Annotated in this window: 14 protein-coding genes; 10 read left to right on the top strand and 4 right to left on the bottom strand. The window is 68.5% G+C overall.

The genetic code is table 11. From position 1 onward, the window contains the following. The first annotated feature begins 508 nt into the window (after window positions 1–508). From ACXJKH_RS05745 to ACXJKH_RS05755, 3 genes are all read left to right on the top strand, one after another. Window positions 509–1,012, top strand: coding sequence for a PadR family transcriptional regulator (locus ACXJKH_RS05745; RefSeq protein ID WP_256775081.1), 504 nt, complete (start codon window positions 509–511; stop codon window positions 1,010–1,012). Between the two features lie 103 nt (window positions 1,013–1,115). Next, a complete protein-coding gene (locus tag ACXJKH_RS05750) occupies window positions 1,116–1,913 on the top strand; it encodes a siderophore-interacting protein (RefSeq protein WP_457318624.1) in 798 nt (265 codons plus the stop codon). 58 nt (window positions 1,914–1,971) lie between these two features. After that, a complete protein-coding gene (locus ACXJKH_RS05755; RefSeq protein ID WP_256775079.1) occupies window positions 1,972–2,409 on the top strand; it encodes a hypothetical protein in 438 nt (145 codons plus the stop codon). Window positions 2,410–2,464: 55 nt separating this feature from the next. Here the strand turns inward: ACXJKH_RS05755 and ACXJKH_RS05760 are convergent, their stop codons facing one another. The 3 genes from ACXJKH_RS05760 to ACXJKH_RS05770 form a co-directional block, all read right to left on the bottom strand. After that, the gene (locus ACXJKH_RS05760; protein ID WP_457318625.1) at window positions 2,465–3,286 is read right to left on the bottom strand and encodes a hypothetical protein; all 822 of its coding nucleotides are present in this window, start codon (window positions 3,284–3,286) and stop codon (window positions 2,465–2,467) included. 516 nt (window positions 3,287–3,802) lie between these two features. Continuing rightward, window positions 3,803–4,513 carry a YceI family protein gene (locus ACXJKH_RS05765; protein ID WP_457318626.1) on the bottom strand — a complete coding sequence of 237 codons (711 nt, stop codon included), beginning with the start codon at window positions 4,511–4,513 and terminating at the stop codon, window positions 3,803–3,805. An 88-nt stretch (window positions 4,514–4,601) separates the two neighbouring features. Then, window positions 4,602–5,192 (bottom strand): malonic semialdehyde reductase, encoded by a 591-nt coding sequence (locus ACXJKH_RS05770; RefSeq protein WP_457318627.1) that lies wholly within the window; start codon window positions 5,190–5,192, stop codon window positions 4,602–4,604. Window positions 5,193–5,320: 128 nt separating this feature from the next. Here ACXJKH_RS05770 and ACXJKH_RS05775 point away from each other — a divergent pair, with 128 nt between their 5' ends. The 6 genes from ACXJKH_RS05775 to ACXJKH_RS05800 all read left to right on the top strand — a co-directional run bounded on the left by ACXJKH_RS05775 (window position 5,321) and on the right by ACXJKH_RS05800 (window position 9,295). Beyond that, window positions 5,321–6,292: a mitochondrial fission ELM1 family protein gene (locus ACXJKH_RS05775; protein WP_457318628.1), complete on the top strand. Its 972-nt coding sequence runs from the start codon at window positions 5,321–5,323 to the stop codon at window positions 6,290–6,292. 76 nt (window positions 6,293–6,368) lie between these two features. Further along, window positions 6,369–6,590, top strand: a complete 222-nt coding sequence (locus ACXJKH_RS05780; RefSeq protein WP_457318629.1) for a hypothetical protein — start codon at window positions 6,369–6,371, stop codon at window positions 6,588–6,590. 51 nt (window positions 6,591–6,641) lie between these two features. Beyond that, window positions 6,642–7,505, top strand: coding sequence for a DUF2145 domain-containing protein (locus ACXJKH_RS05785; RefSeq protein WP_457318630.1), 864 nt, complete (start codon window positions 6,642–6,644; stop codon window positions 7,503–7,505). Window positions 7,506–7,569: 64 nt separating this feature from the next. Then, complete coding sequence (locus ACXJKH_RS05790) at window positions 7,570–8,097, top strand: hypothetical protein (protein WP_457318631.1); 528 nt, start codon at window positions 7,570–7,572, stop codon at window positions 8,095–8,097. Between the two features lie 43 nt (window positions 8,098–8,140). Next, complete coding sequence (locus ACXJKH_RS05795) at window positions 8,141–8,665, top strand: hypothetical protein (RefSeq protein ID WP_457318632.1); 525 nt, start codon at window positions 8,141–8,143, stop codon at window positions 8,663–8,665. A gap of 144 nt (window positions 8,666–8,809) precedes the next feature. Further along, a complete protein-coding gene (locus ACXJKH_RS05800; RefSeq protein ID WP_256775177.1) occupies window positions 8,810–9,295 on the top strand; it encodes a queuosine precursor transporter in 486 nt (161 codons plus the stop codon). 250 nt (window positions 9,296–9,545) lie between these two features. Here ACXJKH_RS05800 and glnE read toward each other — a convergent pair whose 3' ends face one another. Further along, window positions 9,546–12,368 carry a bifunctional [glutamate--ammonia ligase]-adenylyl-L-tyrosine phosphorylase/[glutamate--ammonia-ligase] adenylyltransferase gene (glnE, locus tag ACXJKH_RS05805; RefSeq protein WP_457318633.1) on the bottom strand — a complete coding sequence of 941 codons (2,823 nt, stop codon included), beginning with the start codon at window positions 12,366–12,368 and terminating at the stop codon, window positions 9,546–9,548. 372 nt (window positions 12,369–12,740) lie between these two features. On the opposite strand from glnE, the gene ACXJKH_RS05810 reads away from it, so the two are divergent. Next, window positions 12,741–14,149, top strand: a 1,409-nt coding sequence (locus ACXJKH_RS05810; RefSeq protein WP_457318634.1) for an acetyl-CoA hydrolase/transferase family protein, incomplete at its 3' end; no start/stop codon positions are given.

Below are 14,149 nucleotides of genomic sequence, written 5' to 3' on the forward strand. Positions count from 1 at the left end.
GGTCGCGTGGTCGTGGGAGGGTCGCGTGATCGTGGGTGGGTCGCGTGGTCGTGGGAGGGTCGCGTGATCGTGGGTGGGTCGCGTGATCGCGGGTGGGTCGCGTGATCGCGGGTGGGTCGCGTGATCGCGGGTGGGTCGCGTGATCGCGGGGGCAACGCGGGGTTACGGGTGGGTCGCGTGATCGCGGGGGAACGCGCGGTTTACGGGTGAGGCGCGGGGTCGTGGGTGGGTCGCGTGATTTCTGGCGGGTCGCGCAGTTACGCGTGCGTCGCGCGATCATGGGTTTATGCCGCAGTGAGGATCGGCCGCTTGGTGGCGCGGGCGCCAGCGGGTGATGAGTGGGTGGAGAGATAGGGGCGCGCGGGTTGGGTTGGGTTGGGTTGGGCAGTTGGCCGGGCCATTCGACCTGGGTCTATGGACCTGAACGCATCCCTGCCGTGTTGTCTCCGAGGGTGGATGTGGTCATGATTTCGATATATCGTTCCGTCACTTCATTCGATATATCGAAATGACCGCTCCGCGTGACCTCGATCGCCCTGCCCGCCCGTTGACCGCCCGGCCCCTCAGCCGCGGCGATCTGCGTTTGCTGGTGTTGGCGCTGCTGGGTGAGCAGCCGCGGCATGGCTATGAGCTGATCCAGCTGATCAGCGACATGTTCGTGCGGGTGTATACGCCCAGTGCGGGCTCGATCTACCCGGTGCTGGCGCAGTTCGAGGCGGCCGGTTGGGTGGGCGCGGTCGAGGACGGTGGGCGCAAGCGCTACCAGCTCAGTGCGCTGGGCCTGGCCGAGCTGGCCGCGCAGCGCGAGGAGGTGGACGCGGCGCTGCAGCGGGTGCGGGCCAGCGCGCGCACGATCACCAAGGCCAACCTGCCGCCGAGCGTGCGCGATGGCCTGCGCGAGTTGAAGCATGCGCTGGCCCTGTGCCACGGCCGCTGGAACGAGGACAACGCGGCCAGCGTGGCGCAGGCGCTGCGCGAGGCGGCCGCGGTGATCCGTGGGCAAGGACGCTGAGATGCCCTCCCCGTTTTTTCAATGCATTCGACCCAGCCAGCCCCGGCCAGCCAGGTCATCCCCCTACGCCGCACTGCGGCGCATTTGCTGACAGGTGTTCCCCATGGCTTTGCATGAAAACAAGCTGGTACGTCATACCGTGAAGTTCCGCCCCCTGCAGGTGCTGCGCACCGAGGAGATCAGCCCGTGCATGCGTCGGGTGATCGTGGGCGGGCCGGCACTGGAAGGCTTTGTGTCGCTGTCGCCGGACGACCACGTGAAGCTGTTCTTCCCCAATGCGGAGGGGCAGTTCGTGGTGCCGACGATGACCGCCGAGGGCCCGCGCTACCCGGAAGGGCAGACGCCCTCACCGTCGCGCGATTACACCCCGCGCTGGTGGGACCTGGACACCTGTGAGCTCGCGCTGGATTTCGTCCTGCACGGGCATGGCGTGGCCTCGAGCTGGGCGGCCAATGCGCAGCCGGGCGACGCGATTGCCGTGGGTGGGCCGCGTGGCTCGCACGTGACGGCGCCGGATTTCGATACCTATGTGCTGATCGGCGATGAGACCGCGCTGCCGGCGATCGGCCGCTGGCTGGAGACGCTGCCGGACGGCGCGCAGGCTGATGTGTATATCGAAATCCCCGACTCGGCCGACCGCCAGGAGCTGCCCGAGGACGACCGGATCCGGGTGTCGTGGCTGGAGCGCAACGGCTTCGATGCGGTGAGCAGCACGCTGCTGGAGGATGTGCTGACCGATTTCGAGGAACCGGAGGGCGATACGTTCTACTGGATCGCCACCGAGTCGCGCCGGGCGCGGATGATGCGCAAGTACATCGAGGGGCACCTGGGCGTGCCCAAGGACTGGATCCGCTCGACCGGCTACTGGAAGGCCCACGCCGACGAGCACGACGGCGACTGAGCCCGCGACGGGCACCGGCTGCGGATGCGACAATCGCGTTTTGGGCCGGTGCTTTTCCATGCAAGCAGTTTCTTCTTCGGCGCTGACCGACCTGATCGACCGCGCCGAGCGTGCCGACCCCGCGTTGGATACGGCCTTGAACGCGGTGGCGCCTTCGGTGGGCGGCAATGTCGCACCGCTGCGCACGGCGTTGGTGCCGCTGGCACAGGCGCAGCTGGCGCTGCTGCAGGCCAACGCGGATATCGCGCTCGTGGCCGATGAGCTGCGCCGTTACCAGAAGTTTGCCGCGCCGGGTAAGCCGAGCCTGCAGATCGTGCAGCTGCGCAAGCAGCAGGCGGCTGTGAAGCAGGCGGCGCTGATCGCGCGGCAGGGTTTTGCGCAGGCCACGCATGCGTTTCTGCGTGACAGCGGGTTGACCGCGCCAACGCGGCGGCTGCCGACGGATTTTGCTACCGGGTGGTTGGGCAAGGTGGCAGCGACGGTTGCCGCAGGCTGACCCGTAGAGCCGACCGTTGGTCGGCTGCCGTTGACGTTGCGGYTGACGTTGCGGTTCACGCAGYCGGTTCGGAGWGCAGCCGACCAACGGTCGGCTCTACGGGGGTGCGGCGCCAGCCGTATCGCCGGGCCAGCCCGATTTCCAGCAGGACCAGCGCCATGACGATCAAGAGCGGCAGCAGCAGGCCAAGGTAGATACCGGGCATCAGGCTGGTGAGCTGCGCCTTGAGCAGGCGGATCGCGCCTTGGGTGTGCAGCAGTTCGTTCATGCGCATGCCGAGCGCTTCGCGGAAGACTTTTTTGTCCACGCCGCTGTAGCCGGCCGCTTCACTGGAGAGGCTGTCTTCCACCCACTGCGACATCAACGCGCTGCGCACATGGCCGACACCGCGGCGGGTCCAGCGCTGGATCGTGCCCTCGCCCTGCAGGTAGCCGGCGCCGGGGAGCGGGTGGTCGGCGAGGTACTCGTCCACAACCTGGCGGGTTACCTCGTGCACGGTGCCATCGCTGCGCATGAGCGTGGCCAACGCGGGATCGTCGAGGGACTGTTCGAAATCGACCAGCCAGCTGGCGACCAGCGTCTGCAGGTGCGGCTGGAAGTGGTCGATCTGCTTGTACAGCGCGCGCTGCGCGCCCGCGGTAAAGCCCAGTTGCAGGCCGGTGAAACCGAACAGCAGTGGCAGCACCACCACGTAGGTGGCCACGGTCCAGTGGTGCCAGCGGTGACGGCGCGCCAGCCAGCCGCGGCGGTACATGGCCAGCCAGGTGGCGATGCCGAGCAGCAGACCGATGAGCGCACCGAGCACGGTGCCGCCGATCAGGTCGAACAGGCTGAGGCCGGTCCAGAATTCCATCATCCAATACTGTGCGTCTTGCACGGGGTGCTCCTTTGCGCGGGGGCGCGCGAAGCGAGGAAGTGTACGAGATGCAGATACGCGAGGTAGAGCCACGCCGTGCGTGGCTGACGCGAGGCAGACGGTGTGCATCCGGTAGAGCCACGCCATGCGTGGCTGGCGCGAGGCAGACGGTGTGCATCCGGTAGAGCCACGCCATGCGTGGCTGACGTGAGGCAAACGGTGTGCACCCGGTAGAGCCACGCCATGCGTGGCTGGCGCGAGGCAAACGGTGTGCCCCCGGTAGAGCCACGCCATGCGTGGCTGCCGTGAGGCGGACGGTGCGCGCGGAGAGCAGCCACGCATGGCGTGGCTCTACCGGGCGGGTATGGTCATCGAACACGGGGTTGGGGCCCGGGTCGTCGAGTACGGGGCCGGGCGGGGCGGCCAGGGCACGCGCATGACGCCGACACCGGCGCCGGCGACGCGTTGGACCCGTCGCGCACAAACAAAAAGCCCGCCTTTCGGCGGGCTTTCTGCTGTTTCTACATCAACGACCGATTACGCAGCCGGCTTTTCGCCGGTGGCTTCGGTGGTGATGCGGATGTTCACTTCGTCGCTGACGTTCGGGGCATACGCGCCGACGCCGAAATCGCTGCGCTTGATGGTGGTGGTGGCATCGAAGCCGGCGGCCGGGACCTTGGCCATCGGGTGCTCGCCGCCGCCGTTGATGGTGACATCCAGGGTCACCGGCTTGGTGACGTCCTTGATGGTCAGATCGCCCGTGACGGTGAGCTTGTTGGTGCCGTTGGCTTCAACCTTGGTGCTCTTGAAGGTGGCGGCCGGGAACTTGGCGGCGTCGAAGAAATCGGCGCTCTTGAGGTGCTCGTCGAACTTGGCAGTGAAGCTGTTGAGGCCGCTCAGCGGCAGCTTCACTTCCACGGTGGACTTGGTCACGTCGGCCGCGTCGTACACCAGGGTGCCTTCGGCTGCGCCGAAGTGGGCGGTCGGGTGCGAGAAGCCGAAGTGGCTCCACTGGACCAGCACGTCGGTGTGCGACGGGTCGAGCTTGTAGGTGCCCGAGGCGATCTGGATGGCGKCAGCGGCCGGGGCAGCCGCGGCGGCATCGGCAGCCGGGGTGGTGGTGGTGGCAGCGGCCGGGGCAGTAGCGGCATYGGCGGCCGGGGCGGCGGCGTCGTCGGCCGGCTTGGAGCAGGCGGCGATGGCCAGGGTCAGGGCCAGCGGCAACAGCAGTTTGCGGGTCATGGTCATGTCAGGTCTCTCTCGAAAGCGAAGGGAAAAGAAGAAGGTGAGGCAAACAGCCCGTCCGCGCGGACGGGCCAGGGTCCGGCGGGAACGCTTATTCGATGCGGGCCGCTTCGTCGAAGCTCAGGCGAGGCAGCCGCGGGAACAGGCCCGAAGGGTCACCGTACCCCAGATTGACGAGGAAATTCGACTTGATCGCGGTGCCCTTGAAGAAGGCTTCGTCGACCTTGGCATTGTCGAAGCCGGACATCGGGCCGGCATCCAGGCCCAGCGCGCGGGCGGCCAGGATCAGGTAGGCGCCCTGCAGGCTGCCGTTGCGGAACGCCGACTCGGTGCGACCTTCGCGCGGGCCGTCGAACCAGGACTTGGCGTCGGCATGCGGGAACAGGTAGGGCAGCTTTTCGTGGAAGTCTTCGTCGAAGGCGACGATCACCGTAACCGGGGCGGCCAGGGTCTTGTCATGGTTGCCTTCGGACAGCGCCGGGCCCAGCTTGGCCTTGGCATCGGGGGAGGTCACGAACACGAAGCGCGCCGGGCTGCCATTGGCGGCGGTGGGGCCCCACTTCAGCAGCTCGTACAGCGCCTTGAGCTGGCTTTCTTCCACCGGCTTGTCGAGGAAGGCGTTCTGGGTGCGGGCGGTACGGAACAACTGGTCGAGCGCAGCATCGTTGAGTACGTTGGACATGAAGCCTCCTGTTGAAAGGGGAACCGTGGCGGCATCGCCACCGGTGACGGGCAACGGCGCGATCGGCGAAGGCTGGCAGTGTAGAGTGTCGCGACAGTTGCAACACCCAGCCTGACTGAAACGAATTAATGCCATACGTGAAACGATGGAGTCCGCCCTGGACGATCACTGACGGCCGTGCCGGCAATGTGCGGCAGGCCGTGGCGCTGGCGTCTGCGTTGAAACTGGGGGCGCATCACYCGCTGGTCCTGGCCCCGCGCGCGCCGTGGCGCTGGCTGGCGCCGCGCGCCTTGCCGGGCGCCGCACACGGCTATGGCGATGCCTTTGCGGCACTGGCCGCCGCCCCGCCGGAGCTGGCCATCGGCTGTGGCCGCCAGGCGGCCGGGGCGCTGCGCGAGCTGCGCCGACGCGGCAGCAAGGTGGTGCAGATCCTGGACCCGCGCATCGGCGCGCGCCATTGGGACCTGCTGGTGGTGCCCGAGCACGACACCCTGCGCGGCGAGAACGTGCTGACCCTGCTGGGCAGCCTCAACCCGGTCAACGACGACTGGCTGGCCTGCGGGCGTGCCGCATTTGCCGCGTTCGGTGCCCTGCCCGGCCCGCGCACCGCGCTGCTGGTGGGCGGCCCTACCCCGCACGCGCCGTGGCACGAGCCGGACATGGTGCAGGTCTTCCAGCAGGTGGCCGCGCAACTGCGTGCCGAAAGCGGCAGCCTGCTGGCGACCACCTCGCGGCGCACGCCACCGGCGTTGGTGGGCGCGCTGCGCAGTGCATTCGCCGATCTGCCGCACGTGATCTGGGGCGATGGCGGCGACGGCGTCAACCCGTACGCCGGGTTGCTCGGCTGGGCCAACCGGGTGGTGGTGTCGCCCGATTCGGTGAACCTGCTGTCGGAGGCCTGCGCTACGCGGATGCCCGTGGCAGTGGCCTTGGCCGCGCAGGCGCAGGGTCGGCTGGCGCAGTTCCAGCAGGCCCTGCGCGAACGCGGGCGACTGCAGCCGCGTTGGCTGGAGTGGCAGACCGCAGGGCGGATCGAGCCGCTGCGCGACACTGCGCGCGTGGCCGAACAGGTGCGCGTGCGCTTGGGCATTGCCGGATGACGGCGGCAGGGGACGCGCTTTCCACCACGCCAGGATGACGGTAGATTCGGCGGCCCTCAAGGAATGGAGAACACCGATGCGCATCTGGATGTTGTCGGCATCGGCCCTGCTGCTGACCGCCTGTTCGAGCATGGACACCGTGCACGACCCGCTGTCGTGGCATTGCCAGCAGCAGGTGGATGCCGCGCGCGAACAGCCCGCACTGCGCGACCGCAAAGGCGATCGCCGGCCACTGCCGATTGTCCCGATCAGCGACGACTGTGAACGGGAAATGCGACGCGGCGAGCCGGCACGCTGATCGCGGCGCTATGATGCGCCGGCGGCACGGTGCCGCTGGAGAACACACGCCATGGATGATGCCCCTCGCCCGCTGATCAAACGCCTGCGCCGCTTCGTGCTGTGCGGTGTATTGCTGGGTGCGGTGGCGAGCGCGCAGGCCGAGCCGCAGTGCGTGGAGCGCTATCCGACACCGGCCGCCCTGGCCTCGATGTTCGACGTGGCGCTGGCCACCACCGAGACGCTGGATGCGCTGGGGGATGTGGACGTCGTGCTGATCGCGCGTGGCGGCCAGGACCTGAGCAAGTACGGCCTGCGCCACAGCCATGTGGCCTTCCTGCTGCGCGAAGAGGATGGCCAGTGGCGCGCGGTGCACCTGCTCAATCCGTGCAAGACCGATGCATCCCATCTGTTCCGCGAGGGCGTGGGCACCTTCATCGGTGAAACGTCCGCGCATACCGATCTGCGCATCGGCGTGCCGGCGCCTGCGCTGCGCGCTGCACTCAAGACAATGCTGACCAAGCCGGCGATCCAGGCGCGCGCCCTGCACGAGGCGCGCTACAGCGTGGTGGCTTACCCCTTCAGCACCGACTACCAGAACTCCAACCAGTGGGTGCTCGAAGTGCTGGCCGCGGCCATGGCCCAACTCGAAGACAACACCTTGATCGTCAACCGCACCCAGGTGCAGGCGTGGCTGAAGGACCACCAGTACCGGCCCAGCACGCTGCACATCGGCGTGGGCAAGCGCCTGGGCGCGCGGTTCTTCGTGCCCAATGCCGCCGTTACCGACCACCCGGCCAGCGAGCGCATCTCCGGCAACTATTCGGTGGTGACGGTGGAGTCGGTGTTCGACTTCGTGCAGCAGCAGAAGGGCCTGCAGATGGAGTTGCCGATTGCGCACGTGCCCGTGGACGGCATTGCCGCGCCCAAGCCGTGAGACCGCTGCACCGGAGACGGTGCAGGCATACTGCCCCCCATTTCGACGTACGCAGGAGTTGCCCATGACACGGATTTCCCGACTGGCCGTTTCACCCTTGCTGGCTGTTGCGCTGTGCGCCGCCAGCCTGCCCGCCTCGGCAGAGGAACTGAGCCAGCAGCACCCGGTGGCCAGCAGCGTCATCGTCACCTCGGTGATGAGCGTGGTGGTGGTGACCGCGCCGATCTGGCTGGTTTCGGCCGGCTTGAGCAAGGCCAGTGACGGTTCGGCCCGACGCAGCCGCGCGCGTGCCGAGGCGAAAAAAGCCGGGCCGCTGCCGCCGCTGACCGTGGAGAAGGTGGAACGCACCGCCGAAGGGGGCGTGCAACTGGCACTGCAGAATCCGCAGGCGCCGGACGATCTGGCGGTGCTGGCCTGGCCGGCGCGCGCCGATAACCCGGTAGACGCGGTGAAGGTGGGCGACGTGCTGGCCTTTACGCCCTCCCAGGGTGGCGCCGGCTGGACCGTGGCCACGACCGATGGCGCGGCGCTGGCGTTCCTGCCCACCGATGCGACCGTGGCCCAGAACAGCGAACCGAGCGCGCAGTGGTAGGCGGTGTCCGGCAATCGGGTTGCAGGGCGAAAGGCGCGGCTGCATGAAACGTATTGGACCCGTTGCGCGCGCGTCGCTGCTGGCGCTGGCGTTGATGGCCACCGCCCTGCCCGCCACGGCACAGAACCTGAGCCACGCCTCGCCGGTGACCAGCAGTGTGCTGACCACTTCGGTGGTCAGCCTGGCGGTGATTACCGCGCCGGTGTGGCTGAGTGCGCTGGGGGTGAGCGAGCTGCATGACGCCTCCATGCCGCACAACCGCATGGCCCGGGCCGAAGCGAAGAAGGCCGGCCCGCTGCCGCCGCTGACCGTGGCGCGCGTGGCGCACCAGGCCGACGGCAGCTACCGGGTGGACCTGAAGAACCCGCAGGCGCCGGAGGAACTGGCGGTGGTGGAATGGCCGGCACGCGCCGACAACCCGGCCGCAGGCGTGAAGACCGGCGACGTGCTGGAATTCATCCCGACCCCGGCCGGTGCCGGCTGGACGGTGGCCAACGCCCATGGCACGGCACTGGCGTTCCTGCCGACCACCGGCGCGGCGGCCTCCAGCATGAGCGAACGCTTCTAGATGAACCGGCCTGGGCTGGCCCCGGCCCGCCCAAGCCCGGATAATCCGCCGCTTCCCTGACCTCCCTGGTGCGCCGTGTCTGAGCGTCCTGCCATTGCCTTTGCCCCGTTGACCGCGCCGTCGCTGCTGCTGGCGGTGCTGGCCATGGGCGTGGTGGTGCTGGGCAGCAACGTGCTGGTGCAGTACCCGATCAACGATTGGCTGACCTGGGGCGCCTTCAGCTATCCGGTGGCGTTCCTGGTGAGCAACCTGATCAACCGCCGCTTCGGGCCGCAGGCCGCGCGCAAGGTGGCCTGGGCCGGTTTCGCGTTGGCGGTGCTGCTGTCGATCTGGATCGCCACGCCGCGCATTGCGGTGGCCTCGTGCCTGGCCTTCATCGCCGCTCAGCTGCTGGACATCACCGTGTTCGACCGGCTGCGCCGCGGGCACTGGTGGCGTGCGCCGATGGTGGCCACGACCTGCAGCGCGACGCTGGATACGACGATCTTCTGGAGCATCGCGTTTGCCGGCTCCAGCCTGCCGTGGGTGAGCTGGGCCGCGGGCGATCTGGCGGTGAAGCTGGCCATCGGGGTGTTCCTGCTGGCCCCGTTCCGCGCGTTGCTGTGGAAGATGGCGCCGCGTACGGCGTAGCGCCACCCGATGGGTGGCTTCGCGGTGCCGATAGGCCACTCCGCCGCACGGGTGCCTTCGCGGTGCCGATAGGCCACTCCGCCGCACGGGTGCCTTCGAGGTGCCGATAGGCCACGCCGCCGCACGGGTGCCTTCGAGGTGCCTCGAGGTAGAGCCACCCCATGGGTGGCTTCGCGGTGCGGGGCGAAAAGCAGCCACCCATGGGGTGGCTCTACCCGGCTTGGTGCGTGCAGCCACCCATGGGGTGGCTCTACCCTGCGGATGCGGCCTGGAACGGCAGGCCGGCCGCGTCGCAGGCGGCGCTGATCACCGCGCGCGCTTCTTCCAGTGCCGGGGTTGGCGCGGCCAGGCGCGGGCGGCGGTCGAGGGTGCAGGCCAGGCCGACGTCCAGCAACGCGGCGTGCGCGTCGTGCAGGCCGCTGCGGGTGCCGTCGGGTAGCCAGGCGATGTCGGCCAGGGCGTCGATCAGGCTGGGGGTGTCGCGCGGTTGCACCGTATGCGGGTGCGTGCCGGCACGGTCGAGCACGCCGGTCTGCAGCAGGAATTCGAGGTCGACGATGCCGCCTGCGCCCTGCTTGAGGTCCAGCCGTGCGGCATCGCTGCGGTCCAGTTCGGTGCGCATGCGTGCGCGCATCTTGAGCACGTCGGCGTAGAGCACGGCGTTGTCGCGCGGGCGGGCCAGCGTGTCGACGCGGACGCGTTCGAAATCGGCCAGCAGCGAGGCGTCACCGGCGATGCCGCGCGCGCGCACCAGCGCCTGGTGTTCCCAGGTCCAGGCGCGCTCGCGCTGGTAGTCGGTATAGCTGGCCAGCGAGGACACCAACGCGCCCTTGCCGCCATCGGGGCGCAGGCGCACGTCGATGTCGTACAGGCGGCCGGCGGCGGTGACCGCGCCGAGCAGGGCCATCACCTTCTGCGCCAGGCGCGCGTACCAGCGGCCGGGATCCAGCGGGCGCGCGCCGTCGCTGCTGTCCTGGTCGGCCGGGTGGTCGTACAGGAACACCAGATCCAGGTCCGAACCGAAGCCCAGCTCCAGCCCGCCGAGGCTGCCGTAGCCGATGATCGCAAAGCGCCCGCCGGGGATGACGCCGTGCGCGCGCTGCAGGTCCGCCTGCACCAGGGCCAATGCGGTGACCACCACGGCCTGCGCCAGTTCGGCCAGCTGACGGGTGGTATCCACCGCGCGCTGGCGGCCATCCAGCGTGGCCAGGGCCATGCGGAAGCTGAGTGCCAGGCGGGTTTCGTTGAGCATGCGCAGCGCCGCTTCGGGGTCGTCGATGGCCAAGGCGGCATCGCACTCGGCCTGCATGCCGGTGGCATCGGGCATCGGCCCGGACACGCGCACGTCGAGCAGTTCGTCGAGCAGCAAGGGATACGCGGCCAGTCGCTCGGCCAGCAGCGCGCTGCGCGCGAGCACGTCGACCAGGCGGGCCAGCGCGCTGGGTTGTTCGTCCAGCAGCGCCAGATAGCTGGTGCGGCGCAGGACCGCCTGCAGCAGGCCGAGCACGCGCTTGAGTGCGGCATCGGGATGCGGTGAGCGGGTGGCGGCGTGCAGCAGTGCTGGCAGCACGCGATCGAGCCGCGCGCGCGCGCTGTCCGACAGCGACTTCACCCCGAGTGACTGGGCGAAATCGCGCAGCGACTGGTCGGCACTGTGCGGGTCGTGGAAGCCGGCGTCGGCCAGCACCTCGGCACTGCCGTTGTCGGGCAGGCCGCGCCAATAGTTGGCCAGCGCATCCGGGGCGGCCTGGCCCTTGCGCGGGGCCAGCAACGCGGCGAACTCGGTGCTGACGCGATGGCGCTGCACATCGAGCGCGGCGAGCAGCGCATCCCAGTCGGCATACCCCAACCCGGTGGCGATGCGCAGGCGGTCGATCGGGTCGGTGGGCAGGGCGTGGGTCTGCGCGTCGCGCAGCATCTGCAGGCGGTTTTCCAGCCGCCGCAGGTGGGCATAGGCGTGGAGCAGGTCGTCACCATCCTGCGCGGCCATCTGCCCGCAGGCCACCAGCGCCGGCAGTGCATGCAGCAGGCGACGCTCGCGCAGGCTGGCTTCGCGGCCGCCGCGGATGAGCTGCAGGGCCTGCGACAGGAATTCGATCTCGCGGATACCGCCGGGGCCGCGCTTGATGTCATCGAACATGTCGCGGCGCGAGACCTCGGCGGTGATCGCCGCTTTCATCTCGCGCAGGCCATCAAGTGCGGTGAAGTCGAGGTAGCGGCGGTACACGAACGGGCGCAGGGTCTGCAGCCACACTTCACCGGCGGCGATGTCGCCGGCCACCGCGCGCGCCTTGAGCCAGGCGTAGCGCTCCCAATCGCGGCCTTCGCGCTGGAAATACTGGTCCATGCCGGCGAACGACAGCGCCACCCGGCCGGCATTGCCGAACGGGCGCAGGCGCAGGTCGACGCGGTGGCTGAAGCCGTCCACGGTGGTTTCATCCAGCAGCTTGGCCAGGCGCTGGCCGAGCCGGGCGAAATATTCCTCGGCGGCGAGCGGGCGGGCGCCGTCGGACTCGCCGCCCTGCGGGTAGGCGTAGACCAGGTCGACGTCGGAGCTGAAGTTGAGTTCGCCACCACCGAGCTTGCCCAGCCCGAACACCACCAGCTGCTGCGCGCTGCCATCGCCGGCGCGGACCACACCGTGACGACCGGCGAATTCCTGTTCGAGCGCGGCCAGGCCGATGCCCAGGCAGTCTTCGGCCAGGGCGGTGGCGCCGGCCAGCGTGGCCGGCACGTCGTCCAATCTGGCCAGATCGCGCCAGATCAGCCGGGTGGAGGCGGCGGTGCGATAGCGACGCAGGCGCTGCTGCCACTCGCTGGGTTGCTGCGGATCCAGCGTGGGCAGTGGCAGCGGCGGGCAGCCCGGCAGGGTCAGCTGCGACAGCAGTGCCGGCTGGCGGCACAGGGTGTCGATGGCGAAATCGCTGGTGATGGCCAGCAGACGCACCTGATCGAGCACGTCTGCCGAAGGAGGCCAATGGCCGCCCTCGTTGAGCGACAGGGCCAGGCGCGCCAGGGCGCGGTCAACCAGAGGGACGAGGGTGGCGGGGACGGCGTCGGCGGGAATCGGCATGCGGGGATTATGCAGGGCATGCATGGCGCACCGGGCGATAAAGCAGGTTCACCGGTTGGGCGTTCATGCCCGCGCGCGTCGACGCATCAGACCGGGCGGCGCTCCGATTCTCCGGAGGCGAGACATAAAAAAGCCCGCTTGCAGCGAACTGCCAGCGGGCTCTGCTCCCTCCCCCACGTCGGGATGCAGGTCGATCTTCTAGGGTCGGCGAAGAAGTTGCACGCTGCACTGCAAAACAATACTTGCGGGTACAGAAGTCCTTGCAAAACTGAACAGGGACCTGCAATAGCGCGATTGCCATCCCACCTTGGTCGCACCCCCGGCGCTGTGTGGATCGCCGATAATGCAGATCCCCCCAAAAACGTTGTCGTCATGTCTGTCGATCGCATTGCCGACGCGCGTCTGCGTGACCGCGTTGTATCCGCCGAAGCCGCCGCCGCGCTGATTCAGCCCGGTGAAACCGTCGCCATGAGCGGATTCACCGGCTCCGGTTACCCCAAGGCGGTGCCGGTCGCGCTGGCCCAGCGCATCGAGACCGTGCACGCCCAGGGCCTGCCTTTCCAGATCAGCCTGATGACCGGGGCCTCGACCGCGCCGGAGCTGGATGGCGCGCTGGCCAAGGCCGACGGCATCGCCATGCGCATGCCTTTCCAGAGCGACCCGGATGCGCGCAACCGCATCAACGAGGGCAAGCTGGATTACATCGACATCCACCTCAGCCATGTGGCCCAGCACGTGTGGTTCGGGTTCTATGGCGAGATCGATACGGCGGTGGTGGAGGTGTCGGCGATCCGCGAGGACGGCTCACTGGTACCGTCCACGTCGGTGGGCAACAACAAGACCTGGCTGGACCTGGCCAAGAAGGTGATCATCGAGGTCAACGCGTGGCAGCCGGCCGGCGTGGATGGCATGCATGACATCTACTACGGCACCGCGCTGCCGCCGCACCGCAAGCCGATCCCGCTGGTGCACGCCAACGACCGCATCGGCGAAACCTCGCTGCGCTGCGACCCGGACAAGATCGTGGCGGTGGTGCGCACCAACGGCCCGGACCGCAACAGCCCGTTCAGTCCGATCGATGCGACCAGCGAGCAGATTGCCCAATACCTGATCGACTTCCTCAAGCACGAAGTCGCCAAGGGCCGACTGCCGGCCAACCTGCTGCCGCTGCAGAGCGGCGTGGGCAACATTCCCAATGCGGTGCTGGCGGGATTGGCCAGGAGCGGCTTCCGCGACCTGGCTGCGTTCACCGAGGTGATCCAGGACGGCATGCTCGACCTGCTGCGTGATGGCGTGCTGAGCTATGCCTCGTGCACCGGTTTCGCGTTGAGCCCGCCGGCCAACGAGGCGTTCAAGGCGAACATCGATTTCTACCGCGAGCGCATCATCATGCGCACGCAGGAAATTTCTAACCATCCCGAACTGGTGCGCCGCCTGGGCTGCATCGGCATGAACGGGATGATCGAGGCGGATCTGTACGGCAACGTCAATTCCACCCACGTGATGGGCAGCCGGATCATGAACGGCATCGGCGGCTCGGGCGACTTCGCGCGCAACGGGTTCCTGTCGGCATTCCTGAGCCCGTCGACGGCCAAGAACGGCAGCATCTCGGCGATCGTGCCGATGGTGAGCCACGTGGACCACACCGAGCACGATGTGTCGGTGATCGTGACCGAGCAGGGCCTGGCCGATCTGCGCGGGTTGACGCCGCGCAAGCGCGCGCGGGTAGTGATCGACAATTGTGCGCACCCGGATTTTCGCGACCAGCTCAACGATTATTT

It is taken from the genome of Stenotrophomonas sp. P5_B8, from assembly GCF_054049855.1.

Excerpts from the sequence above, each read along its gene's own strand:
- glnE (WP_457318633.1), bottom strand. The coding sequence starts at position 12,368 with ATGCCGATTCCCGCCGACGCCGTCCCCGCCACCCTCGTCCCTCTGGTT.
- ACXJKH_RS05745 (WP_256775081.1), top strand. The coding sequence starts at position 509 with ATGACCGCTCCGCGTGACCTCGATCGCCCTGCCCGCCCGTTGACCGCC.
- ACXJKH_RS05780 (WP_457318629.1), top strand. The coding sequence starts at position 6,369 with ATGCGCATCTGGATGTTGTCGGCATCGGCCCTGCTGCTGACCGCCTGT.
- ACXJKH_RS05770 (WP_457318627.1), bottom strand. The coding sequence starts at position 5,192 with ATGTCCAACGTACTCAACGATGCTGCGCTCGACCAGTTGTTCCGTACC.
- ACXJKH_RS05750 (WP_457318624.1), top strand. The coding sequence starts at position 1,116 with ATGGCTTTGCATGAAAACAAGCTGGTACGTCATACCGTGAAGTTCCGC.
- ACXJKH_RS05755 (WP_256775079.1), top strand. The coding sequence starts at position 1,972 with ATGCAAGCAGTTTCTTCTTCGGCGCTGACCGACCTGATCGACCGCGCC.
- ACXJKH_RS05800 (WP_256775177.1), top strand. The coding sequence starts at position 8,810 with ATGGGCGTGGTGGTGCTGGGCAGCAACGTGCTGGTGCAGTACCCGATC.
- ACXJKH_RS05795 (WP_457318632.1), top strand. The coding sequence starts at position 8,141 with ATGAAACGTATTGGACCCGTTGCGCGCGCGTCGCTGCTGGCGCTGGCG.
- ACXJKH_RS05790 (WP_457318631.1), top strand. The coding sequence starts at position 7,570 with ATGACACGGATTTCCCGACTGGCCGTTTCACCCTTGCTGGCTGTTGCG.
- ACXJKH_RS05785 (WP_457318630.1), top strand. The coding sequence starts at position 6,642 with ATGGATGATGCCCCTCGCCCGCTGATCAAACGCCTGCGCCGCTTCGTG.